At 40.5% G+C, this 24774-nt stretch carries 22 protein-coding genes and 1 pseudogene; 8 read left to right on the top strand and 15 right to left on the bottom strand.

Annotation, left to right across the window (positions count from 1 at the left end):
* Nucleotides 1-13 precede the first annotated feature (13 nt).
* The 6 genes from ACE01R_RS10935 to argC all read right to left on the bottom strand — a co-directional run bounded on the left by ACE01R_RS10935 (nucleotide 14) and on the right by argC (nucleotide 6969).
* Nucleotides 14-1597 carry a hypothetical protein gene (locus tag ACE01R_RS10935; protein ID WP_395551218.1) on the bottom strand — a complete coding sequence of 528 codons (1584 nt, stop codon included), beginning with the start codon at nucleotides 1595-1597 and terminating at the stop codon, nucleotides 14-16.
* Nucleotides 1598-1868: 271 nt separating this feature from the next.
* Nucleotides 1869-2222, bottom strand: a complete 354-nt coding sequence (locus tag ACE01R_RS10940) for a YnfA family protein (RefSeq protein WP_395551219.1) — start codon at nucleotides 2220-2222, stop codon at nucleotides 1869-1871.
* A 130-nt stretch (nucleotides 2223-2352) separates the two neighbouring features.
* Complete coding sequence (gene clpA, locus ACE01R_RS10945) at nucleotides 2353-4629, bottom strand: ATP-dependent Clp protease ATP-binding subunit ClpA (protein ID WP_395551220.1); 2277 nt, start codon at nucleotides 4627-4629, stop codon at nucleotides 2353-2355.
* 9 nt (nucleotides 4630-4638) lie between these two features.
* On the bottom strand, nucleotides 4639-5061 hold the full coding sequence (gene clpS, locus ACE01R_RS10950) for an ATP-dependent Clp protease adapter ClpS (protein WP_395551221.1): 423 nt from the start codon (nucleotides 5059-5061) through the stop codon (nucleotides 4639-4641).
* Nucleotides 5062-5079: 18 nt separating this feature from the next.
* Nucleotides 5080-5835: a DUF6776 family protein gene (locus ACE01R_RS10955; protein ID WP_395551222.1), complete on the bottom strand. Its 756-nt coding sequence runs from the start codon at nucleotides 5833-5835 to the stop codon at nucleotides 5080-5082.
* A gap of 78 nt (nucleotides 5836-5913) precedes the next feature.
* Complete coding sequence (gene argC / locus ACE01R_RS10960; protein WP_395551223.1) at nucleotides 5914-6969, bottom strand: N-acetyl-gamma-glutamyl-phosphate reductase; 1056 nt, start codon at nucleotides 6967-6969, stop codon at nucleotides 5914-5916.
* Nucleotides 6970-7241: 272 nt separating this feature from the next.
* Between argC and ACE01R_RS10965 the strand changes: the two are divergent.
* A pseudogene (locus ACE01R_RS10965) lies at nucleotides 7242-7415 on the top strand (ribonuclease E inhibitor RraB); the annotation flags it as partial.
* Nucleotides 7416-7437: 22 nt separating this feature from the next.
* Here the strand turns inward: ACE01R_RS10965 and ACE01R_RS10970 are convergent.
* Together ACE01R_RS10970 and rpiA are read right to left on the bottom strand one after the other, a co-directional pair.
* Nucleotides 7438-8124: a M48 family metallopeptidase gene (locus ACE01R_RS10970; RefSeq protein ID WP_395551224.1), complete on the bottom strand. Its 687-nt coding sequence runs from the start codon at nucleotides 8122-8124 to the stop codon at nucleotides 7438-7440.
* Nucleotides 8125-8267: 143 nt separating this feature from the next.
* Nucleotides 8268-8939: a ribose-5-phosphate isomerase RpiA gene (gene rpiA / locus ACE01R_RS10975; protein WP_395551225.1), complete on the bottom strand. Its 672-nt coding sequence runs from the start codon at nucleotides 8937-8939 to the stop codon at nucleotides 8268-8270.
* A 106-nt stretch (nucleotides 8940-9045) separates the two neighbouring features.
* Here rpiA and ilvA point away from each other — a divergent pair, with 106 nt between their 5' ends.
* On the top strand, nucleotides 9046-10584 hold the full coding sequence (gene ilvA / locus ACE01R_RS10980) for a threonine ammonia-lyase, biosynthetic (protein ID WP_395551226.1): 1539 nt from the start codon (nucleotides 9046-9048) through the stop codon (nucleotides 10582-10584).
* A 61-nt stretch (nucleotides 10585-10645) separates the two neighbouring features.
* Here the strand turns inward: ilvA and ACE01R_RS10985 are convergent, their stop codons facing one another.
* A complete protein-coding gene (locus ACE01R_RS10985) occupies nucleotides 10646-11191 on the bottom strand; it encodes a hypothetical protein (protein WP_395551227.1) in 546 nt (181 codons plus the stop codon).
* Nucleotides 11192-11474: 283 nt separating this feature from the next.
* Between ACE01R_RS10985 and ACE01R_RS10990 the strand changes: the two genes are divergently transcribed.
* The gene (locus ACE01R_RS10990) at nucleotides 11475-12125 is read left to right on the top strand and encodes a potassium channel family protein (RefSeq protein ID WP_395551228.1); all 651 of its coding nucleotides are present in this window, start codon (nucleotides 11475-11477) and stop codon (nucleotides 12123-12125) included.
* Between the two features lie 3 nt (nucleotides 12126-12128).
* Nucleotides 12129-13469, top strand: coding sequence for a TrkH family potassium uptake protein (locus tag ACE01R_RS10995; protein ID WP_395551229.1), 1341 nt, complete (start codon nucleotides 12129-12131; stop codon nucleotides 13467-13469).
* Nucleotides 13470-13534: 65 nt separating this feature from the next.
* On the opposite strand, the gene ACE01R_RS11000 is transcribed toward ACE01R_RS10995, so the two are convergent.
* The 3 genes from ACE01R_RS11000 to ACE01R_RS11010 all read right to left on the bottom strand — a co-directional run bounded on the left by ACE01R_RS11000 (nucleotide 13535) and on the right by ACE01R_RS11010 (nucleotide 18497).
* Complete coding sequence (locus ACE01R_RS11000; protein WP_395551230.1) at nucleotides 13535-14689, bottom strand: phospholipase A; 1155 nt, start codon at nucleotides 14687-14689, stop codon at nucleotides 13535-13537.
* Between the two features lie 24 nt (nucleotides 14690-14713).
* On the bottom strand, nucleotides 14714-17653 hold the full coding sequence (locus ACE01R_RS11005; protein ID WP_395551231.1) for an insulinase family protein: 2940 nt from the start codon (nucleotides 17651-17653) through the stop codon (nucleotides 14714-14716).
* 394 nt (nucleotides 17654-18047) lie between these two features.
* Nucleotides 18048-18497, bottom strand: a complete 450-nt coding sequence (locus ACE01R_RS11010) for a GNAT family N-acetyltransferase (RefSeq protein WP_395551232.1) — start codon at nucleotides 18495-18497, stop codon at nucleotides 18048-18050.
* 136 nt (nucleotides 18498-18633) lie between these two features.
* Here ACE01R_RS11010 and ACE01R_RS11015 point away from each other — a divergent pair, with 136 nt between their 5' ends.
* From ACE01R_RS11015 to ACE01R_RS11025, 3 genes are read left to right on the top strand one after another with little or no spacing between them, the layout of a single operon-like run.
* Nucleotides 18634-19638, top strand: a complete 1005-nt coding sequence (locus ACE01R_RS11015; RefSeq protein WP_395551233.1) for an adenosine kinase — start codon at nucleotides 18634-18636, stop codon at nucleotides 19636-19638.
* A gap of 14 nt (nucleotides 19639-19652) precedes the next feature.
* A complete protein-coding gene (locus ACE01R_RS11020; RefSeq protein WP_395551273.1) occupies nucleotides 19653-19964 on the top strand; it encodes a Rieske (2Fe-2S) protein in 312 nt (103 codons plus the stop codon).
* A 17-nt stretch (nucleotides 19965-19981) separates the two neighbouring features.
* A complete protein-coding gene (locus tag ACE01R_RS11025) occupies nucleotides 19982-20599 on the top strand; it encodes an OB-fold-containig protein (protein ID WP_395551234.1) in 618 nt (205 codons plus the stop codon).
* 74 nt (nucleotides 20600-20673) lie between these two features.
* Here the strand turns inward: ACE01R_RS11025 and ACE01R_RS11030 are convergent, their stop codons facing one another.
* Both ACE01R_RS11030 and ACE01R_RS11035 read right to left on the bottom strand, forming a co-directional pair.
* Nucleotides 20674-21309: a YidB family protein gene (locus ACE01R_RS11030; protein WP_395551235.1), complete on the bottom strand. Its 636-nt coding sequence runs from the start codon at nucleotides 21307-21309 to the stop codon at nucleotides 20674-20676.
* A gap of 98 nt (nucleotides 21310-21407) precedes the next feature.
* Entirely contained in the window at nucleotides 21408-21878 is a 471-nt protein-coding gene (locus ACE01R_RS11035) for a DUF6231 family protein (protein WP_395551236.1), read from the bottom strand.
* A 34-nt stretch (nucleotides 21879-21912) separates the two neighbouring features.
* Between ACE01R_RS11035 and ACE01R_RS11040 the strand changes: the two genes are divergently transcribed.
* The gene (locus ACE01R_RS11040; RefSeq protein ID WP_395551237.1) at nucleotides 21913-22785 is read left to right on the top strand and encodes a DUF2797 domain-containing protein; all 873 of its coding nucleotides are present in this window, start codon (nucleotides 21913-21915) and stop codon (nucleotides 22783-22785) included.
* Nucleotides 22786-22844: 59 nt separating this feature from the next.
* On the opposite strand, the gene ACE01R_RS11045 is transcribed toward ACE01R_RS11040, so the two are convergent.
* Nucleotides 22845-24713: a SurA N-terminal domain-containing protein gene (locus ACE01R_RS11045; protein ID WP_395551238.1), complete on the bottom strand. Its 1869-nt coding sequence runs from the start codon at nucleotides 24711-24713 to the stop codon at nucleotides 22845-22847.
* Nucleotides 24714-24774 lie beyond the last annotated feature (61 nt).

Consider the following 24774-nt stretch of genomic DNA (forward strand, 5'->3'; position numbering starts at 1 on the left):
TAGGGCTTTTTATTTAATTAGATATCTTATCAATAATGGTATGCTTCTCTAGCTGTTTGACGTGTATCAATAAAAGTTTAGCTTGTACAATAGCTTCCCAATCGGTTTGCGCTGTTAAAAAAAGCCCAGCACAGCTGCCACGATCATCCTCACCCACTACTTCTGCAATATAACCATAATTTAGATCATTTAAGCCTTTTTGCTTTAATTTAGAAACCACAATCGTTCTTTGCTGGAATGCATTATTATTTACAGATTTAACTGCTTTCACAAATTTGGAAATTTCTTCATTTTTTCTGACCAAGTTAAAAATTTTCTCAACGTAGTCATTGCCATGATGATCATTTCCATTATGTTTAGGTGCGGAATGATTTGATTTAACATTAAAATTTGGATTTGCTAGCAAATAGCGTCCTATCCATTTTTTTAAGTCCTTCGTCATGAAGGTATTTTGTGTCTGCTTTTCCTGAACAAGCTCATTCTGCACTACTTTTAATTTTTCCTGCAGCTGTTTATTTTCAGTTTCTGTGGATTTTAATTTTTTATCAACTTCATCCATCAATGTTGTAGAAGCCTCTAGATCTTCCAACAGTTTAGTGTTGCGTAATGCCAAGTCCTGTCTTGCTTCTGCAAGAACTTGTAGATTATGCTCATAATTATCGATTTTATGCTGACTGTCCACTTTAATTAAACTGATTTCATTTGCATAATATTGATTAATTTCAAGCATTTTTTCTTGCATAATGTGGTTTACATCATTGGCATATTTCTGCTCCGCTTCCTGCAATACTTTTAATTTTTCCTCTTTTATGTCCTGAATATGTGTATTCAGCTGCTCTTTCTCGAATGCAATTTTTGTGTTTAGTTCTATGAGTGCCGAATCTAGCTGCTGTTTTTCCTGAGTAATTGCTAAATGCTGTTTTTCCAACTCATTCACTGCCGATTCAGCCTGATCCAATTGTTCGCTTAAAGCAGTATTTTGTGATTTTAATTTTACTTTTTCGTTATGGAGTTGTTCAATCAAATCATTCTTGGCAACGATTGCCTGCTCTGAACTCTCCCATTTTCGCAGCAATGTTTTAAAATAGCCTTTGCCCAAGAGCAATAAAACAATAATCAGAAAGAAGTAGCATAACGCCGGGCTAGAACGTGGGATTGCAACGAATTGCCAAAAATTGGTGAGGTTTTTCCAATAGCTTTGATTTATTCCATTTTGTGCAGCATACTTCCAGTCCATCACCGAGAAAGTCAGACTACGCAGCATACTTTTCAGCAAAGGTGGAGTCACAAGTTTTTCAAAGCTCACCACATAGAGATTGTCCTTTACCTGCATTGACTGCTGATAGGTCACGGCAATCCGGTTATCTTTATAGCCTTCCAGATTTTGCACGTAAAATGGCTGTGTGTTCGCACTGAGGGTGATTTTGCCTTTAATGCTAGAATGATCAATAAATGTTTTAATCATTTGAGTGCAATTATCAGCCTTAGATTCACAATTTTGAATCAATGCCTGCAATTGCGCCGCTTCATAACGCATTTCACGTACAGTGGCTTTTTCTTCATTCTTGTAAAAGAAAAAATTGTTAATCGCTACCAATATACAAACGATAAGCAAAAGGATAAAAGCATAGATAGCTCTAATTAAGTATATGTTTTTCATAATTATTGGCTCAATGTAATTATACTAATTACATTTCATTACAAACAAAAAAACAAATACTTATTAAAGATATAACTGTCTTAAAATTTATTAGGCTGGTTAAATAATATATCTACCTATAATCGTAAATATCCTATTTACATGCTTTTATTTATTAAATCCGATTAATCTGACTTAAAAAATACAGTGTATTAAGATAATAAACTTATTAACGTATCAAACCTTGTGGTTGTAAAATAATAATCAGTGCCCCCATGATCACCACTAGTCCACCTAGTAGATCCCATCGACTTAATATCACCTGATCCACAAATCTTAACCACATCAGTGCACTAAAAATATAAATACCACCATAGGCTGCATAAATTCGCCCGGACGCTGCTGGATGCAGAGTGAGCAACCAGACAAATGCAGCCAGTGCCAAGACTGTTGGAATCCAAAACCACTGCGTTTTCCCCTGATTTAAAATAAGATAGGGAAAATAACACCCCAGAATTTCCATAATTGCAGTGACAAGAAATAAAAAGACTGTGGTTAAAATTTTAGTAATTTGAATATCCATAAAGTGGAGTTCACATCCGATTGCGCTGTTTTAAAGATTTTAAAATCATACTTTAAATAAAACACAAAAAATTTATATTGAAATAAATAAAAAACCCGTGCGAACACGGGTTTTTTTGACTTATTTTAAATTATGCAGGTTCTGCGGTTTGATCTTCAAATACTTCCAGTTTAAGACCAACTGCTTTGCCATTCTCTTTCTTCACAGAAACTGCAACGTTACCGCCATGTTCTGCCAATTCACCAAATAGAATCATTTCGGCTAATGGTTTCTTCAAATGTTCCTGAATCAAACGTTGCATTGGACGAGCACCCATTAAACGATCATAGCCATTTTCAGCCATCCATTCACGTGCACTCTTATCCACTTCAAGAATAACTTTTTTATCATCCAGCTGTGCCTGAAGTTCAGTCAAGAATTTATCCACAACATTTTCAATAATTGTCGTTGGCAATGCCTTGAACTGAATCACACCATCCAGACGGTTACGGAATTCTGGAGAGAATGCGCGTTTCATTGCTTCCTGATTGTCATTACTATTATCTTGCTCTCTAAAACCAATGCTGACGCGTGAAATGCTTTCTGCACCAATATTGGTGGTAAGAACAAGAATCACATTACGGAAATCTGACTTACGACCATTGTTATCTGTTAACGAGCCATGATCCATAATTTGCAATAACAAATTAAACACATCGGGATGCGCTTTTTCAATTTCGTCCAACAGCAATACACAATGTGGACTCTTATGAATTGCATCTGTGAGCAAACCGCCCTGATCAAAACCAACATAACCCGGAGGTGCACCGATCAAGCGGGAAACCGCATGACGTTCCATATATTCAGACATATCGAAACGAACCAGTTCCACACCCAACAGTTTTGCCAATTGCTTGGTCACTTCAGTTTTACCTACCCCGGTAGGGCCTGCAAAGACAAAGCTACCGACAGGTTTATCAGGTGATTTCAAGCCTGCACGTGACAATTTAATTGCAGAACCAAGTGCTTCAATCGCTTCATCCTGACCGAAGACTACACGTTTAAGATCACGCTCAAGATTTGAAAGCACCGTTTTGTCATCTTTCGATACTGTTTTCGGTGGAATACGGGCAATCTTAGAGATGATATCTTCAATGTTTTCAACCGTGATTAAACTATCTTCTTGCTCTGCCTTCAAACGGCGCTGAGCACCCGCCTCATCAATCACATCAATCGCTTTATCTGGCAAGAAACGGTCGTTAATAAACTTGGCCGATAACTCCACAGCAGAAACCAAAGCTTTATCTTCATATTGCACGTGATGAAAATCTTCAAACTTCGATTTTAAGCCACGCAAAATATCAATGGTTTCTGAAATAGAAGGTTCATTAACATCAATTTTCTGGAAACGACGTGACAAGGCATGATCTTTCTCAAAAACCTGACGATATTCCTGAAAAGTGGTTGAACCGATGCAACGCAAGCTACCATTCGACAAAGCCGGTTTGATTAAGTTTGATGCATCCATGGTGCTGCCCATGCTTGAACCAGCACCAATGATCATGTGAATTTCATCAATAAACAACACAGCTTCCGGTTTCTTTTTCAACGCATTCAACAACTGTTTCAAGCGCTTTTCAAAGTCACCACGATATTTGGTTCCTGCAACCAGAGCACCAATGTCCAGACTGTAGATTTCCGCATTCGCCAATGGCTTAGGGGCTTTACCGTTGACGATCAACCAAGCCAGCCCTTCAGCAATCGAAGTTTTGCCTACTCCTGGATCACCCACCAGCAAGGGATTGTTTTTACGGCGACGACATAAAATTTGTGCTGTACGTTCAATTTCTTTTTCGCGCCCGATCAAAGGATCGGTTTTACCTTTTTGCGCTTCTATATTCAAATTGGTGGTGTATAAATCGAGTGGACCTGCATTGGAAGAACTCGCTGTTTCTCCATCCAGCTCTTCCACTTCTTCTTCGGCCTGTATGTCTTCTTTACGTGTACCATGCGATAAATATTGAGTTAATGTTAAACGATTAATTTGATGTCGTTTAAGCAAGTAAACTGCAAAAGAATCACGTTCAGAATACATTGCAACAAGAATATCTGCACCTTCAACAGTTCGATCCCCACCGCTGGATTGCACATGGAAAATCGCACGTTGCAAAATACGATCAAAACTTTCGGTCGGATGTGGCGCTTGATCGCTATGTTCGCCTAATTTAGGGGTGTGTTGCTCAACGTATTCTTCCAGTTCCTTACGAAGAACGATAATGTCCGCACCGCACGCTTTTAGCGCATTTACCGCAGAGTCATTATCAAGTAAAGCCAACAATAAATGTTCAACCGTGAGAAACTCATGTCTCTTTTGACGAGCCATGCTTACAGCCAAACGTAAAGATACTTCTAATTGACGACTGAGCATGTAATCCCCTTAATCTTTTGGCTCAATCTGACAAAGTAATGGATGACCTTGAGACCGAGCATAATTATTGACTTGGTTCGCTTTCGTTTCCGCAATGTCTCGTGGATAAACGCCTGCAACACCTTTCCCTTCATAATGTACAGTTAGCATTACTTGGGTCGCTTGGTCAAGATTCAAAGCAAAGTATTGTTGTAAAATTTCAATTACAAAATCCATAGGGGTGTAATCGTCGTTCATTAAAACAACAACATACAAGGGTGGACGCTTTAACTCAGGGGGAGCAGTTTGTACCGCAATATCCCCTTCAGTCCCCTCAGAGTCATCCTGCGAGTCATTGCCTAAGCGTGGACTAATATGCCAATCGACATATCCTGATTGATGAAAAGAATTTTTGATGGTGTTTAAACAATTTTGACGCTTATTCATTCGCATAGGATTTTTAATTCACATTTATTGCGCATTTGCTTCTGCTTGAGGAATTTCAGAAATAAACGCAGATTGACTCTCTATAGGTTTGCCACGGCCCCAGCTAAAACGTTTAATCACCGGTGTACTTGTTGCGCCGGTTAAACGCACTTCAATGAATTGCGGCGTAAAGCCTTTAGGCATGGTCCAGCGTCCGGTTAAACGCTCATAATCTTCAAAGTTAAAGTTTTTGTCTTCCATCGGAACCACTAAAACTTCAGTACCCTGAATCAAACGCAATTCTACAGTTCCTGAAATACCGCGTCTATTTGGACTCACTTGAACCAGATCAAGTTCATATTCATAGGCATTTTCAGGTAAAGGTTTAATACCGATATTTTGTATGGTCAGACTTAATCCACCACGCTGACGCAATACTTCACGGTAAATTGCACTTAAACCTTCGGACTGGGCCTTATCTTCCCGTGCCTGATTCAAAGCAGTAAACAAATCATTCGAATTGCTGACCGCAACATCACGTTCCTGTACCGCCAGATTCAAATTTTTATTCAGCGTTTCCAGGCTGGCTTTTTGCTTTTGCACTACTTCGACCAGCTGTTCTGCATCTGCCTCATAGCCGACCACAGTCAAACCTTGCCGATGCCCAACTGAATAGCCCAGTAAACCACTTCCCAGAACAAGAATGGCAGCACTAATTCCCAACGGCAAATTACCTTTTAAGAAAGGCTTTTTACTGAGGAAAGACAGTTGTGACGGAGTATTTGAGTCAGAATTCGGCATCGTCATCTCTTATTTTGATTCATTCAAAACACACATTTAAATCCAAATCCAAATGTGTGTGAAGCTGAAAAACGTTTTTTATGGTAATAAACCAATTCCTGCAAGACCTGCATCTTCCGCAAAGCCAAACATCAGATTCATATTTTGCACCGCCTGTCCTGCCGCACCTTTGACCAAATTGTCTTGTACAGATAACACAATCAGCTTTTTCGGCTGTGGTTTATACAAGGCAATTCGAAGCTGGTTTGCACCACGCACCGAACGTGTTTCAGGCGAGCTGTTAGCTGGCATGACATCTACAAACTGTTCATTGGCATAGAATTGCTCATATAAACTTTGCAGGTCTGCTGCATCGCCTGCATCGGTCAAATCTATATAAATAGTGCTGAGCATGCCACGAATCATCGGTACTAAATGCGGTACAAAGACGATGTGATTAAATACACCTTTTTGACCGGAAATATTTTCCAGCGCTTCCACAATTTCAGGATGGTGGCGGTGTCCAGCCACGCCATATGCCTTGAAGTTGTCAGCATTTTCAGAATAAATCATGCCGAGGCTGGCTTTACGACCTGCACCAGATACACCTGATTTCGCATCAATAATAATACTTTCAGGTTTCACCAATGCTTCAGCTTGTTTAAATAACGGCGCAAGACCAAGTTGCACAGTCGTTGGATAGCAACCCGGGTTACCAATCACATTGGCATTTTTAATTTTGTCACGGTTCAATTCTGACAGGCCGTAAACCGAATCTTTTAGAATATCTGGGCAGGCATGTTCAAGACCATACCACTTTTCAAATTGTTCCAAGTCCTGCAAGCGGAAATCTGCTGCCAAGTCGATGACTTTAGTATTGGCAGCGATAAGTTCTGCCGCATGTTTCATTGCTACACCATGAGGGGTTGCAAAGAACACGACATCGCATTTTTTTAGTTCATCGATGTTCAAATCTGAGTATTGAAGATCGGTATGACCGCGTAAGCTTGGGAACATGTCATCTACACGGCGACCATTTTCGGTACGTGATGTCAGTACATTCACTTGCACATTTGGGTGTCGTAGTAAAAGACGCAACAATTCAACGCCTGTATAACCTGTACCACCGACAATACCAACAGTAATCACGATCACTACCTCAAATCAAAAGTTTCCATTTCGTAACTGCGTAGTATGACAGGAAGTCATTCTTTTCTGAACTATTTTGGTGGCATTTGGCGGTTTTATTTGCAAACCAACCCAATTAAAAATCTTGTTTTTATTGATACTAATAATTATACCGCTATCACGTTATGCTTGAGTTCACATAACCTTTTGTTAAATTGAAAAAAATATAATCAAATCATACAAGGATAGCTCTACAAAATGAAATAGATGAAGCTTCAACACAAGATGCTTTAAACTGAATGAAAAATGCAGGCTTAGATTTAGCCAAACCTCGCCTTTTTGACTTTCAACCTTGCTTACCTAGCCAAGGAGCTGCATTAAAACTTTCCCAGGAGGTTTTTAACTTAGATTTTAAGGCCTCAATCTATCAAGATGAAGAAAATTTAAGTTGGACTTGTGAATGTTCCAAAGTGATTATTCCAAGCTTTGAAAATGTCATTGAACATGATTCCACCAATATGGCATTGGCGAACTTTTTAAAATTTTACGGTGCTGTTGAAAATTGGCATCATGTTTTTGCACTTCTGCCCAAAAATGCGGACTATGATCAAAATGCCTAGTATGCGCCAGCTCATGTACACAGACATAACGGGTAATATGCTCCGGAAATAACACCAATCCACTATTCAACATAATGTCATGCTTCGATGTACAACTACCCCAACGTGTTTTGGGCTGTCGAATCGTACATTGACCAAAATTTAATTTACATTGTTGACTCACCTGCTCTAAATAGAGCGGGAGTTGATGCTTGGCATAAGCAATCACAAAAGCCTTTAAATAGCTTTCAGGATTTCGGTCACTAATCCACAACTCCGCGGTATGTGCATCGTAAATAAAATTCTGCTTTTGTGTGGCACAGGTAATCTGTAAAGGATTTTCTAAATTAAACAGCTGTAATGCTTTGGGAAAAGATCGATCAATACTCAATGCTTTTTGCTGTTGGGCTTGCCAAGTTTTGATGATCCAGGCTTCTGATTCTGCAAGAAACTTTTGAATCTGACCTTTGCTACAAAATACAGGTGCTGTTAAACGAATTTGGGTCGGCTCTACCCGTAAGCGTAAACGTGTCGCGCGGACATTTCGAGTGATTTGAATTTCAGGAAGGTCTGCTAAGGTCATTAATATTATTCTTCTATCTAATAATCCTCCCCAGCCCTGAGCAAATGTTAAAGCAGTGCTTTAACATTTAGCGCAAGAAAAAGAAGGGCTTTTTCCCTCCTTTTGCAAAGGTGAGCAGCACTGCTGCGCAAGGGGAAGATTTATTAAACCGCAGTACGCTCTTCAATGCCATTATCGGTTGCAACAATTGCGATATCCGCTTTGTTCAATGCAAAAATACCGTTACACACCACACCCGGAATGTTGTTAATGGTTTTTTCAAGTTCCAGCGCGTTTAAGATATTCAAATTATGCACATCTAAAATCACATTGCCGTTATCTGTCACTACACCGTCACGGTAAACCGGATCACCACCGAGTGAAACAATTTTACGTGCTACTGCAGAACGCGCCATTGGAATGACTTCTACAGGGAGCGGGAAATCACGACCCAATTGCTCTACCCATTTCGAATCATCAACAATACAGACAAATTTCTTTGCAATCGATGCCACAATTTTTTCACGGGTCAATGCAGCACCGCCGCCTTTGATCATATGCATATGACGGTCAATTTCGTCCGCGCCATCCACATAAGCATCCAAGCCACCTACAGAGTTCATATCGACCACTTCAATGCCTAATTTTTTAAGGCGCTGTGCTGTTGCTTCAGAACTGGCAACCGCAGCTTCCAGTTGCAATTCTGGTAATAATTCAATGAGGAAGTTCACAGTACTTCCTGTACCTACACCCAAAATCCCGCCTTTAGGCAAGTGCTTTAAAGCAGCTTTTGCAGCAGCTTGTTTCTTTTCATCTTGGGTAGCATACAGACTCATAACTTGGCTCAACTATTTTTGACATTTGTTGCTGATTAAACAGCCCAAAGGTACAGGGGTTTGTTACAATAAAGGCTTATTTTAAACTGTTAGATGGAAAATTAACATGCTGTCTCGTTTGGTTCGACAAATATTACAGGCAACGGTGTATGACGTTGCAATCGAAACTCCACTCGAAGCAGCGCCACGAATTAGTGAAAAGCTAAATAATAACATTCGCTTTAAACGCGAAGATTTACAACCTGTCTTTTCCTTCAAGCTACGCGGTGCCTACAACCGTATTAGTCAATTACCGAAATCTCAGTTGGAACGTGGCGTTATTACGGCTTCAGCAGGCAACCATGCACAAGGTGTGGCTCTATCTGGTCAAAAACTGGGAATTCGCGCCATTATTGTGATGCCGAAAACTACTCCTGATATTAAAGTTCAGGCAGTAAAACGTTTGGGTGGTGAAGTAGTTTTGCATGGCGATTCTTTTGATGTTGCCAATAAATATGCCATTCAACGTGCTACCGAAGATGGCATGACCTTTATTCCACCTTATGACGATGAACTGGTCATGGCCGGTCAAGGCACCATTGCCAATGAAATTTTGCGTCAATGGCGTGATGTAGAATATGTATTTGTTGCTGTTGGCGGTGGCGGTTTAATTGCCGGTGTTGCCGCTTACCTTGGCGATGTTGCACCACATGTAAAAGTCATTCCGGTGGAATATGATGAATCTGCGTGTTTAAAAGCTGCATTTGAAGCCAATGAACGTGTGATTCTGCCATCTGTGGGTTTGTTTGCTGATGGTACGGCAGTGGCTCAAATTGGTGAAAAACCGTTTGATGTAATTCGCCTGCAAAAATCTGACAACTCGGGTCCTATCGTTGAGCGTGACGTTGTCCTGGTAAATACAGACGAGATCTGTGCCGCAATTAAAGATACCTATGACGAATGCCGAAGCATCGTAGAACCTTCTGGTGCTATGGCATTGGCTGGGATCAAGAAATATGTCGCTGAACATGGCATAGAAGGCAAAAACATGGTGTCCATTGTATGTGGCGCCAACATGAACTTCGACCGCCTACGTTATATTGCTGAACGTACAGAACTCGGTGAACGTAAAGAAGCCATTTTCGCAGTGACTATTCCGGAAGAAAAAGGTTCATTCCTGAATTTCTGCCGTGCCCTTCAAGGACGTAATATTACCGAATTTAACTACCGCGCCAGCAATGCCAGTGCTGCTCAGGTGTTTGTCGGCATTAGCCTGAAAGGTGGTGAAAAAGAACGTCACGACATTTTCAACACTTTAAAAATGCAATATGATGTCGATGACTTGTCTGATGATGAAGTTGCAAAACTCCATATCCGCTATTTGGTCGGTGGTCATGCAGACATTGAAAATGAACGTCTATTCCGTGTCGAGTTCCCTGAACGTCCAGGTGCATTACTAACTTTCCTGGAACGCCTTGGTCCTACGCATAACATTACCCTGTTCCACTACCGTAACCACGGCGCGGCTGAAGGTCGTGTATTGGTTGGCCTCGAAGCGACCGATGCGAAACAGAATCCCGATGGTCTAATCGAGACATTGGAAAATATTACTTATCCATATGCAGAGATTACCAACAATCTGGGTTATCAACGCTTCCTGAAATAAGCCTAATCCTTTAATAAAGAAGAGCCATTAATTGGCTCTTCTTTTTTTAATCCTAAAATATTCAAGTCGATCTTAAACAGTCCAGTTTGATATAGTGTTCTATACAAATCCCTTCTTCCTTGAATTGCTTGGAAAAAGATTTGCAGAATTTATGAATTTTGACATCTTCATCAGGTACGGCTATCCAATACGCTGTATCTGCATAAATAATCAATAATTCAAAATCTTGTGACTTTAAAAAAGTATAAATTTCTTCAAAAACAATATCAAAAACATGTGCATTGACATTGTAATATTTCCCGATCACTTCTTTATGTTTTTCATAATGCTGATATAAAGGTGTAGCCCTTTTACGAATTGTTTGCTGGATTAAACCAATATCAATACTGATGTGCTGTAAAATTGCACAGTGTTCCAAGCCGTTTTCATAAGGATTTTCAACATCTATAGACATTAAATAAGCATGTTGATGCTGTCCTACTTTTTCAGTGACAAGCCATGCCAGAAATTGCTGAAAATCGCCTCGATGTTTCTTCTTCGGGATTTCCCGATGTTTCAACAGCGGAAACCATCCCTGCAATATTTTAAAAATCTTTTTATCATCCATTTTCATTCCCTATAAAAATAGAATTATATGAATAAAGGATATACATGATGTTTGAACGTTTAATGACAGGCTGTACTCGGTACGATCATGCCTGATAGCTAACAGTGAAACATCATGGGTACGATGTAACAACATGTGCATAAAAAACTTTAGAAATAAGCCTTTGTTATTAATAATTTTGTAAGCCGGATAGCTGAATGAATCATAAAATTATAAAATCAGTCTATAGACCCATACCCCGCATAAATCAAAACCATATAAAAATGGATAAGGAATACGTTGCATGGCATTATTTGCAGTCATTGGTTTAGGTAGTTTTGGTTCCACCATTGCAACCCAGCTGGTCAGTTTAAATCACGATGTCATTGGTATCGACAACGACAAAAGAAATGTTGAAAGCATTTCAGATCAAATCACCCATGCTGTCATTGCAGATGCGACCGATGAACATGTGCTCAAAGAACTGAATATTCAAAACTGTGAAGCCGTTGTGGTGGCGATTGGTGAGGATATTGAAGCCAGTATTTTATGCGTCTTGCATCTGAAGAATATGGGCATAAAAAAAATTTGGGCCAAGGCTAAATCTAAAGCGCATCATATGATTCTGACCCATCTTGGCGTGAATAAAATCATTCATCCAGAAGAAGATATGGGTACCCGCGTGGCCCAGTCTTTAAGCTACCCGATGGTCAGCCGCTATATGGGTTTGGAGGACAATCATTTCCTTGTCAAAATTGAAATCAAAGCCAGTCAAAAGGGTGAACGCTTTCATAACCTTATGAGCCATGTCCCCGAAATCAAAACGATTCTGCATAAACGAGGCAAAGAAGTTTTATATAGCATTGATCCCAATTTAATCCTGCAAGAAGGTGATATCTTAGTGGTGGAAGGTGAACTTGAACCCTTACGAAAACTGTCTGCCCGGTTTAAATAGAATATGAATCAAGCGCAAAACAAAAAACATAATACTATCAATCTGAGTCCTCCCAGTTTACTGGCTTTGGGTTTCTTGAGCTTTATTGTGATCGGAACTTTATTGCTCAAACTCCCCATTTCACATCATGGTGAATTAAGCTGGCTCAATGCCCTGTTCACTTCAACCTCGGCCGTGACCATTACCGGACTCTCAGTGGTGAATGTCGGAGATGCTTATACAACCTTTGGGCAAGTCGTAATTATGCTGTTACTGCAAAGTGGCGGTTTAGGTTTTATGACCTTTGCCATTCTTGCCGCCTTAAGCCTTTCTTCCAACATCAAATTAAAACAGCAAGTCATGGCTCAGGAAACCATTGGACAAACCAGTCTGGCCAAAGTGTCATTCACCATTAAAGGGGTGCTGTTATATTCCCTGTTTTTTGAAGCCGTCGGTACGGTGATACTCACCATTGCCTGGATGCAAGAATACGATTTTCCCCGTGCCTTTTTTTATGCGGCTTTTTATAGTGTTTCTGCTTTTAATAACGGTGGTTTTTCCCTGTTCCCAAATAGCTTGATGAGTTTTGCCGACCATTACCTGATTACCTTTACCATCAGTATGCTTTACATTATTGGCGGTATTGGCTTTGTGGTACTGATGGATATCAAGCGCGCCCGGCGCTGGAAAAAACTCAGTACCAATAGCAAATTAATACTCTCTACCATTGCGGGCTTAAACCTGGCTGCATTTATCGTGATTTGGATCCTGGAAGCCAATAATCCACTGACACTCTCCAGCATGAGCGTGGGCGATCAAGCCCTAAATGCCTGGTTCCATGCGACTGTACCGCGTTCATCTGGTTTTAACAGCCTGGATATGTCCAGCATGACTGATGCTTCTACCCTGGTGACCATGATCTTGATGTTTATTGGCGGTGGCTCTTTAAGTACTGCAGGTGGTATTAAAGTCGGGACGTTTATTATTGTGGTCTTAAGTGTGATGACCTTTTTACGCCGTTCTGAAGAATTACGCGTCTTCAACCACTCCGTATCAAAAACCACCTCATTTAAAGCCTTAGCCGTGGTTTCCATTACGGCAATACTGATATTTCTAGGATTTTTTACTTTACTTATTTTAGAGCCGACTAAAGACTTTCTGGATTTACTCTTTGAAGCGGTTTCAGCCGCCTGTACGGTCGGTTTATCACGTGGCGTCACCAGTGAACTACAGCCTGCCAGTCTGATTGCATTAATCTTGCTGATGTTCGCGGGCCGTTTGGGTCCACTAACCTTGGCCTATCTGATTGCAACCCCAAAAAAGAGCCGGTTAAAACATCCTCCGGCAGATATTCAGATTGGTTAAGCCAGATTCAATTCCAATAAAAAACCACTCATCAGGAGTGGTTTTTTATCATGCATGGATAAATTTTAATACCAATTCATTAAAGATACACCTAGACCGACATAAGTCGCACGGTGGTTATAATCAATCAGGCTTTCACCATAGCCATCAAACAACTGGAAATGACCACGCAATTTACCGCTAATCGGGAATGCCCAATCAAACTGCGCTGCACCATGTGCATCATTACCGCCTTTGAGCGAATGACGCAGCATCAGGGAAAATTCATGATCATTCTTGCGGTAGAATGCAGTTAAATCACCACGACCGATATAGTTTTTAATATCCGGGTTGTTATCATCTTTGGCATCTTCTTCAATGCGATACCAAGGACGTAACATCAGTGCAAAGTTGTCGCGCTCCAAACCGACATTAAAAATAATACGGTTCCAGCTACGTGATAAAGGATCGGCACGACCATTGGACTGATGGTTAAAGGTCACCCCAAGTAAGCGTGCATTTAAGCCCAAAATTTCATAATTGGTCCGAAAAACCAGACTGGCTTCAGGCTCATAGTTGGTTTCACGGAAAGGACGCGAGGCATCCGCATTATAAACCTGCCAGCGGGATGACTGAGTATAACCAAACCAGATATCACCATTATCACCAAACAGGTTTTCAACTGCTTTGGTTTTTAACGACAACTGAAATTTTGCTTCCATCGATTTCAGGTTTTGGTCGTCACCTACCTGTACCGTATTGTTTTCATTCGGACTGGAAGGTCGCTCATTTTTGTCTGAAGTCCAGAATCCCGGAAGTAAATAAACCGGTTGATGTGCACGAATATTCCAGGTTCCAAGTTTACTTTCAGGAGACAGTTCCCAACGCTTGTCCAATAAGGAAGTATTGGGATCAATTTTTGGCCCCTCAACTGCAAATACATTGCTCACCCCATGACTGATTTTTTCTTTCACCGTTACAGGTTCAGTCGGTTCAGGTGAAATTTGATTGGCTGCTTGACGTTCTGACACCAGCTGAGGTTTCTCTGTCTCAGGCACTTTGAACAAAGTGTCATAGCAAGCCAGACGATCCGCATTGGATTGTAATGCCACACATGCTTCAGGACTTGCTGGCGTAATTAAAGATGCTGGTGTTTGCGCATTGATATTCGTCACATACAAAGAACTGAGCATGATTATGCTCAGTTGCAACGTAGTGCGTTCAAACGTTTTGAACGCCATATGGTCTTACCTCAAATGATGTTTTTAGTTCACTTGCTTAATATCAAAACCAAGCTCAAGCAGCGCTTCACGCTTGGCTACAGGTGCAACCACAGCTTTGACCGGTTTTTGTTGAACTAGATATTGTTCTGCAACCCGTTTTAGATCATCCAGAGTTACAGCAAGTAAACGTGCACGTAATTGCTTGCGCACCGCAGGTGTCCGTGCATGCAATAATGCATAACAGGCTGTAATCGCCTCTCCAGCCGGAGAACCCGGTTTATCCATGCTCGCAATTAAGCCCAAAATTGCTTCTTCAAGTTGATGCGGTTTGTGTTCGCTATTCAGCAACCAGTCAAGACTGGCGTCAAAATCTTTAAAAGTCTCTGCCAAACGTGGATCACGATAGCTATAAAAACGGAACGAACAGGCATTGCCATCGTAGCTTGCTCCACCGCCGTACGCCCCGCCTTTTTCACGAATTGCACTATGCAAAAAGCCATTACGCAAATAAGCAGCCAATACCATGAGAGGTGCAGCATCTGGATGAGAAACTTCTACTGCAGCATAAGCAGCCGCACAGAATTGAACATTGGCTTGAATCAGCCAGGCTTCGTCATTATTGCTATTTTCTGTGATGATTTGAGTTAATTCTACCGGACTTTTATCAACAGCCAACTTATCCCAAACGTCTTGCACTTCTTCAATCAAACGATCGGACTGATGTTCTTCACACACCAGCAAGAATTGTTTTGGTGCCTGTAAAAGTAAACGATGAATGGCTTTTAATTCCGCAATTAATGCAGCATAAGCGGCTTCATCACTTTCGATTTTAGTCACCAAATCGCCTAACCAGTTCAGCGCACCCAGACCGGTATTTTGATAGTCACGCTGTGCCAAAGCACTGTGGTTACGCCCTGCAATTTGCATGGCATAACTATGTCCCGAACCGGAAATACGTGAATTCCAGCGTGTTTTACGTTGTTGCAATAATTCAATAATACGGTCTTTTTCATCAAAACGCAGTTGTTCAAATGCCAGTTTCAACAGGCGGATGGCTTCAAAATTATTCACCAATGATTTGGTGGTCAACGTAAGCCATGCGCTAATCTTGTTTTTATCATCATATTTTGAACGTAAAGATGCGCCCATCCCTACGCCACCACTCACCGCGGTTTGCAGTTGTTGTAGCTCCAGATAATCGTACTCGCCCGCACCGACTTCACCCAGCAAAATTGAAAGTAAATTGAAATATGGTGACTGAACCACCTGATCCGGAATTTTTACCAACACCTGTTGATAGTAAATGCCATTGGTTCCGGCATGATACAGATTCAAAGGCGTGTCTAAATTATTGCTGATAATTTCACGCAATTGACCTTGTACGATGTGCAAATCTGCCGGTACATCTTCCAGACCGACTTTGGGTAACAGGTTCAAATCATCAGGCGTGTCCTGACGGACTTTTAAAGCTTCGGTTTGCTTGATGATTTCCGCTTTTTGCTCATCAGTCAGTTGGGCACCAATGGCTGCCAAACGTGCTTTTTCCGCTTCAGCTTCCTTAGCAGATTTGGTTGCATCAGGCAGCAAAGTCATTTGTACACGATGCGGATTATCCAGCAGATATTGTTTGATCAGATTAGATAACCACATTGGGTCTTTGAGTTCTTCTTTAACCTGCTCAATAGCCGTGTCTACATCCCAGACCTGAATTGGATCACTGTGATGAATGACGCTGCTTAAACCATTCAAGATCAAACTTAAACCGTACGGCATGCCATCGCCATTGATTTCACGCTGATGCAATTCGATTTGATGCAAAATCGCATCTACCATTTCGGCATCAACCGGTTTAGAAGCAACTTCTTCAAGAACCTTAAACACACCTTCTTTAAATTCTTGGGCATGTTCAGGATTTGAACCTTGTACACCACAGAAGAAGGTCATTTCAAAGTTGGAATCATCTACGCCCATAATTGGACCGGTAGACTGTGCATAATCACAGGTTTCAAGATAATGACGTAATGGCGAAGCTGAATCTTCAAGCAAAATCCCTTCAACCAGACGCATGCCCAAACGCAATTTAATATCGCTGGCTTGCGGCAATAACCATGAAATGATGTGATAGGTTTTATCTGTTAAGTCTTCTGCATCGACAGCATAGCTTTCCGTCACTTCAAGCGGTGCAGTTAAACGCGTTTCAGGCGTTGAATGCAGAGTCTGGCCTTTCTCAAATTTAGACAAGGCTAAAGTTTCAAACTGTTCCTGCAAGTGATAAGCCGACTCATTTCCAAAAGTCATAAATACTGCATTACTTGGATGGTAATGTGATTTATAGAAATCAACTAACTCTGGGTAAGTTAGATCTGGAATATCTTTGGGATCACCACCTGAATTGTAATGATAAGTGGTATTCGGAAATAAATGATGGGCCAATTGATGATAGAGCTGATCTGAAGGAGAACTCATTGCCCCTTTCATTTCATTAAAGACCACGCCTTTATAGACCGGTTCACCATTTTCCAGCTCAATACGGATACCTTCCTGAGCAAAATCAAGTTCGTTTAAATTCGCAGCAAAAGCGGCATCCAGATACACTTCCAACAGATTTTGGAAATCTTTTTTGTTTTGCGTTGCGAAAGGATAGGCTGTCCAGTCTGCTGAAGTAAACGCATTCATAAAGGTATTGAGTGAACGACGAATCATCAGGAAGAATGGATCACGGACCGGAAATTTTTCAGAACCACAGAGCGCAGTATGTTCTAGAATATGCGCCTCACCTTTTGAATCCATCGGTTGAGTACGAAAAGCCACCAGAAAGACATTTTCATCCAGATCGCTGGCAAGATGATAATGCGTTGCACCCGTCACTTTATGCTTATATTCAGACACCCGAATATCTAAGGCTTCAACATGGTGTTGACGTATCAACTGAAACGCAGGATGAACAGTTTGAGTAATGGTTTCAGTGACATCTACAGTCATGTGATCTCCAACATTTAAATATTTATAAGATGTTCTCGATTATACCTGAATCTTACATCATTTGGATTCGTACATTTACGAAATTCCAAGCATTTAAGTCTAGTTTAAATATCGTGATATTTTAATCAAATAAGCGTAATTTTTGATCTAAAAAACAATTGCTCTTTGTATTTTTCCATACACATTCACGGATATGGATTCAAGATCAGAAAAAATAAAATCAGGAACTTTCTAGAAATGAGGGTAAATAGATAATTTTTTTATTGAATTAGAAAATAATCAAGATTTAGACAAATATTTAAATCATGAAAAAACATTTCAAAATAGTATGTTCATTCCACCAGGACACTGCCAAGTCCAACCAGACTTAGCAATGTTCCCAACCTTAACAAAACTAGATCAGATACTTGAAATAACTATAGTTCGGATGGTTTTCTACAAAGACATAATTTTGTTTCTGATAAAAATTAGCCGCAGATTTGGTATCCGTATTCAGGCAAAGTGCAGAAAAATTGGCACGGGCATTTTTTTCAAGATGTTGTAAAAGCTGTTTGCCAACCCCATGCTTACGGTATTTTGGCAACACATAAAAACGACGTACTCGACCAATACGCGCATCAATTTCATTTTCATTCCACTGCTGGTTTAAGCCACCGCAGGCAATCAACTTGTCATTATCATAAACAAAAAGTAGAAACTCCCCGGGTTGGTCAAACCGGTTTTTGCCACTTTCATATTCTTCAATCAATCGATCAACAAACTGAAATCCTTCTTTCTGAGCTTGCTTGGCTAATTCCTTGATTTGTTCAGGTAATTGTTCAGCTTTATCAATCGTGATATTCATCTAACCTTCCTTATTCTGTCCTACATCGTATTTTGAACGAATAAACTGACTATATATTGAATTTTATTCATCAATCTACAGCAATCATGAGCATTGGTGTAAACTTAGCGTTTTAATTTAAATGTGAATGAAAGACATGACAACTGTTGATCTTTTTGCAATTGGTAATGCACTAATCGACCAAGAATTTAAAGTCTCTGACGATTTCCTGATTCAACAAAATTTGCAAAAAGGCACTATGCAGTTGACTGATGGTGAAACGCAAGCAAATTTATATAATAATTTAAAAGAAACACAACTATACAAAGGTCAAGCATCGGGTGGGTCTGCTGCAAATACCACCGTTGCATTCAGTGCTTTGGGAAGTAAGGCATTTTATGCTTGCCGCGTAGGTAACGACGAACTTGGCAGTATTTACCTTAAAGGCTTAAATGAAGCAGGTATTAAAACCGCCGAGCAATCAGTCAGTGAAGGTGTGACTGGAACATGTATGGTTCTGGTGAGTCCGGATTCTGAACGTACCATGCAAACTTACCTCGGCATTACTGCTGAACTGAGTGAAGCACAAATCAATTTTGAACCCTTAAAAACTGCAAAATGGCTTTATATTGAAGGCTATTTATCGACTAGCGATACTGCAAGACAAGCTGTTAAGCAAGCACGTGAAATTGCAAAAGCACACGGGGTAAAAATTGCATTGACGCTTTCTGATCCGGCAATGGTGCAGTATGCACGTCAAGGTTTAGATGAACTTTTGGATGATGGCGTCGATTTATTGCTTTGTAATTATCATGAAGCTTTAATGTATACAGAAACTGATTCAATTGAAGCAGCATTGGCTAAATTGCAATTAAAAAGCAAATACACTGTCATTACATTATCAGCCGAAGGTGCTTTAATTTCCGATTCTGAGCAAACACTGAAAGTTCCAGGTCGTAAAGTGACTGCGGTAGATGCCAATGGTGCCGGTGATGCATTTGCAGGTGCGTTCCTGTATGCATTAAATGCAGGTTTAAGCCTTAAACTGGCTGCTGAATTGTCAATCTTGATTTCAAGTGAAGTGGTTTCACAATTTGGCCCACGTCTCAGTGTAGAAAGTTACGCAGAATTATTAAACAACTTCCAAAAGGAATGCGCATAATGATTAAAATTGCCATGACGGAAGATATCCCTGAACGTGAAGCACGCTCATACGAAACACCGAATGGTGACAATATTTTCATTACCCAGCGTGATGGTTCATTCTTTGCCTATCATAATCTCTGCCCTCACTTGCAGGTCGAACTGGAATTTCTGGAAAACCAGTTTTTAGATCGTGATCAGGAATATATTGAATGCTCTACCCATGGAGCGCTATTTCTGGCTGAAACGGGTGAATGTATTTCTGGGCCTTGCCAAGGACAATCACTTGAAAAAGTGGAAATTAATGTGCATTCTGATGGTGGAATTTACCTGAAAGAAGAATAAACCCTATGGAATTTGCCATGCTTGAGTTTCTGCAAAACTATAACTTGATGCCTTTTCATTTAAGTTTATTGGCTTTAATTTTACTCAGCATGGTAGAAACCATCGGCTATTACTTTAACATTCGCCCCACCAATTTTCTAAAAATGCTTTCTCCAAAGAAACTTACCGAATCACCACTGCTCAACGTCAAGTTCTCCAAAACACTGATTGTAGTGTTTTTATTGATGAACTTCAGTTTTTCAGGCTATTTTCTGCAACTTTGTGTATTTGCACAGCAGCAAGAATTCCTGCCTGCTTATTATCTGATTATCCCGGCACTGATCATTGCGGTTTTTTTCACTGTATTTATGATCCATTGCCTTGATCAGGTCATCAAGCCCACACTGACCAGGCAACAGGTCAGTCTGTTGGGACGCTTGGCGACCATTTCCAGTGGCAATGCCCGCCCCGGGTTTTCCGCACAGGCACGCGTGAGAGACAGTTTTGGACAATTACATTATGTCCAGGTCGAACCTGAATTTGGCGAACTGGAATTTCAATCGCAGATCATTTTAATTCGCTTAAAAAAGTCTCACTATATTGCTAAAAAAATTTCCAAATCAAATACCTTATTTAGCATGGAAACTCATCAGTAATATTCCAATCCATCACTTCATTCGCAATAATAAAAAAACCAGCTGAGACATTCACTCAACTGGTTTAAAAAATTTTAGCGCTTCAGAAAACCAGACACCAAGTTCATCACCTGTTGAATATCAGCATTGGCTTCCTGTTTATTGGTTTGTTCACCTTGGGGGGTTAATGAATCAATGATTTGGGGTAATACTTTTGAAATCGCCCCATAAATATCCTGTTTGGGTACCTGGGTTTCTTGTGCGACCTGCTCTACTTCCTGATCATCAAAAAGACCCTGAACCTGCTGCTGATCTACGCTGGCATTTTCACCTGGATCTGTAGAGACCCAATCATCCACCTGGCGACTGAGTCCCATGCCTTTTAATTTATCCAGTGCACCCTGTATGCCACCCTGTTTCTGAATCCAGGCAAGTACCAGAGGAAGCACGGCAATTAATAAAGTTTTGGTAGTGCTACTCCCAACATTAGCTCGTTGCTGGGTCTGCTGACTTTGCTGGTTCTGTTGGCCACTCAAATGCCCCAGCACCGATCCCAGTATTCCACCTAATCCACCTTGTTGCCCTTGCTGGTTCTGCTGATGGTTATTACCACTCATTTGACCAAATACCGACCCTAAAATATCACCTAAACCGCCCTGCTGTGATTGTTGCTGGTTTCCACCCAAAGCCTGTTTAGCCAGCATTTCAACAATATTACTAAGATTAGTCATCACCTTATCCTTTTATGAGCCTAATAAAAGAATACGACGCTTTTAAAGCAATGAATAAACACCTATTGTTAAAATTTGCAATTACAAAAATCAACCAATTACCAGCGAAATTTATTCCAGTTTTCCGGGTTTGCCCAAAATTTAGAATTAAACCAGTCAGGCACATGTTTATAAGTTAAAATATTAAATTGCCACAGGGCAAAATCACTATCATGCTGGGTCTTGTCAATGAGTTGGGTAAAACCTAAAGCGCGCAATAATTTTTCATCCTGTAATCGACTCACCACCACAATTCGTTTTGCCATTAAGTCACGCAGTTTTACCAAAATCTGAGACTTCTGCACATCAGAAAGTATTGCTAGCTCTTGTGAATCCAGCAGCACAAAACCCAGGTCATATCGCTGGGTAAAAGGCAGATTTAAAAACTCAGTTACGTTAAAATAGTGCCATTGAATTGATTGATTGTTATCGTATTGCGTAAGATTTTGACCAATACATAATGCAGTTTGAATAGGCTGTTCGTTGGATAAATCGTCTAGCATTGAAGTGATGACATTGTGTTCAGCCATAACTGCATCCTTATTATTTAAGAGAGTATTCTGTATGGAACTACAAGGCATTTGCCATAAAATGCATGCAGGTCTTAAGGACCTTAGTGTAACTGATCAACATACACACAAGGCAAATGTTGAATATAAATTTATTCTGGATCGTTCAGAAGTTGACCTGCCATTCAATTTAGGCCAGGAAATTGAGATCGAATGGACCGGCAATATCTATTGCGTATCTTGTGGTAGCAAAACCAATAAATCCTTTTCGCAAGGTCACTGTTTTAAATGTTTCAAAACCAAAGCGTCTTGCGACATGTGTATTATGAAACCTGAAACCTGTCATTATCATCTCGGCACTTGCCGTGAAGACAGCTTTGCTCATGAGGTTTGCTTCCAGCCACATATTGTTTATCTTGCCAATTCAAGTGCATTAAAAGTCGGCATTACCCGTATTGGACAAATGCCAACGCGCTGGCTAGATCAGGGTGCAACTCAGGCCTTACCGATTATGAAAGTGGGTTCCCGCCGTCTCTCAGGTCAACTGGAAATTATGTTTGGAACACAAGTTGCAGATAAGACTGATTGGCGTAAATTACTGAAAGGCGAAGCTGAACCGCTCAATTTGATTGAAGTGCGTGAACAGCTGATTGAAGAATTTGCGCCGAAAATTCAGACCATTCGCGATGAATTTAGTCAGAACCTCGAATTTAATGAAACGATTGAAGTCATGGAAGATGAGCTACCGCGCGAGTTTGTTTATCCGGTTGAGCAATATCCAGAGAAAATCAAATCGCATAATCTGGACAAGACACCCATCATTCGTGGCAAATTACAAGGCATTAAAGGACAGTACCTGATTTTAGATACCGGGGTCATTAATATCCGGAAATATTCAGGCTATGAACTTAAAATCCGTGCCGAATAAGCTTGTATTCATTCATAAAAAAACCTGCGCTAACGCAGGTTTTTTTATTTCACATGAAATTATTTAATCTTCGCATGTGATTTTAGATATTGCGTGTAATCATCCAGTTCCTGTTGACCGCGAAGTTGCTGGTACAACTTGGACAATTCACTCAACTGCTCATCAGTTAAAGCATTTGCAGCAGTTTTATTGACATTCGATACAGCAACGACCACCAACTCATCTGGTAATGATGCAGTAGTCACTGACCACATGCCTGCTTTAGGTGCAGGAACACTAAATGCTGCACGCTCAATCTCACGTTTCAGACCTTGCGAACGCGTAAATACACCTGCACTTTCAAATGCGATATTATTTTGTGCCACCACAGTTGCAGCCGGTTTCGATTTAAAGCCATTTAATGCCGTTTGAATTTTAGCTTTAGCTACATCAACTGCTTTTTGCTCAATGAGTTTCGCTTTTACACGAGGTGTTGCCTCGGCAAGTGTTTGCACACCAGCAGCATGATAATTACGCACTTTTACCCAAACAGTATTGCCATTTGCCATTTGAATGCTGCTAGAAGCATTACGATCACCATTTTTCACATCATCATTAAACAGCTTAACTTTGACATTGGCATCGCTAAGTACAGGATGTTGTGTAGACAGGGTCATACTTTTCACAGACTGAACGGTCACACCTTTAACTTCCTGAGCCACCACATCCAGTGCATCGCTACCCACCACTAATTCATTCAGGCTATTTACAGCATCCGAGAATGAATTAGCCGCCTTGTTCTTTTGCAACTCGGCCAGCAAGCGTGGTTTTTCAGCTTCAAATGAAGGTAATTTCACCGCAGCGGCTTCTGTCTCAATTAAATGATAACCATACTGGGTTTTAACAGGCGCTGAAACTTGGGCTGATTTTAAAGAAGCAACAGTTTGATCAAATGCATCACCAAACACTCCTTTTGCATAAGCTTCTACCACACCACCTTTAGCCTTCGATTCAGTATCATCTGAATATTGCGCTGCAGCTTGAGCAAAAGACATACCTGCTTTAATTTTTGCAGCAACATCTTCAGCTAATTTTTTCGCTTCAGCATCTGAACGACTGTCTGCAGTAATTAAAATATGTTTTACTAAAGGCTTGATATTTTGCTTTTGTGCATCGACAAATGCCGTATAAGCTTGCTGCAATTCAGCATCTGTGATTTGAGTATTCGCCGGTGCAACATTGGCAGGTGTTAACACCACATAATCTACATCAACACTTGCAACCTGCTTAAATGAATTTTGATGCTTGTTGTAGTAAGCTGCAATCTCCTGAGGCATTACTTTGACATTTTTCTTGTATTCATCCAGTTTAATGCTGGCAAGATGCAAAGTGCGTTGTTCAGTTTGCAAGTTGGCAATCTGTTGAATATCAAGCTTGCTCACCAATGCATAATCCATAAATGTTGAAGTCAACATTTTTAAAGCATGGTCTTGACGCAAGTTTGCAATCAAAGCCTGACTGGTCATGCCCACTGAACGTAAATAATTTGAGTATAAGGCTTCGGAAAATTTACCATTTTCCTGAAAGCTCGGTTGCTGGGCAACCATCTGTTCAATTTGTGCATCACTCAATGAAATGCCCAACTCTTCTGCCTGTTGCAATAACAAGGTACGAGCAACCAGGCTATCCATCGCTTTGTTTTCGATGAAAGATTGGTTCAGTAGAGTTTCGTCACCATTGGCATAAGCCAAATATTGTTCTTTAAATGTTTTGCTCAGCGATTCTAATTCTTTTTTAGAAATTTCTTGGCCATTGACCAATTTTGCTGTGTCTTCAGATTTTCCACCGCTAAAATATCCTTCAATACCTACAAGTGCTAAAGGGGTCAAAAACAAAATGAGCAAAACTTTGCCCAACCAGCCTTTAATAACTTTACGAAAAGATTCCATAAGTATTCCAATATTTTATTTGGGGGGGATTTTACCCGAAAACCTACTTTGAATGAATGCG

The sequence above is a fragment of the Acinetobacter sp. BSP-28 genome (assembly GCF_044130285.1).
GTDB lineage: Bacteria > Pseudomonadota > Gammaproteobacteria > Pseudomonadales > Moraxellaceae > Acinetobacter.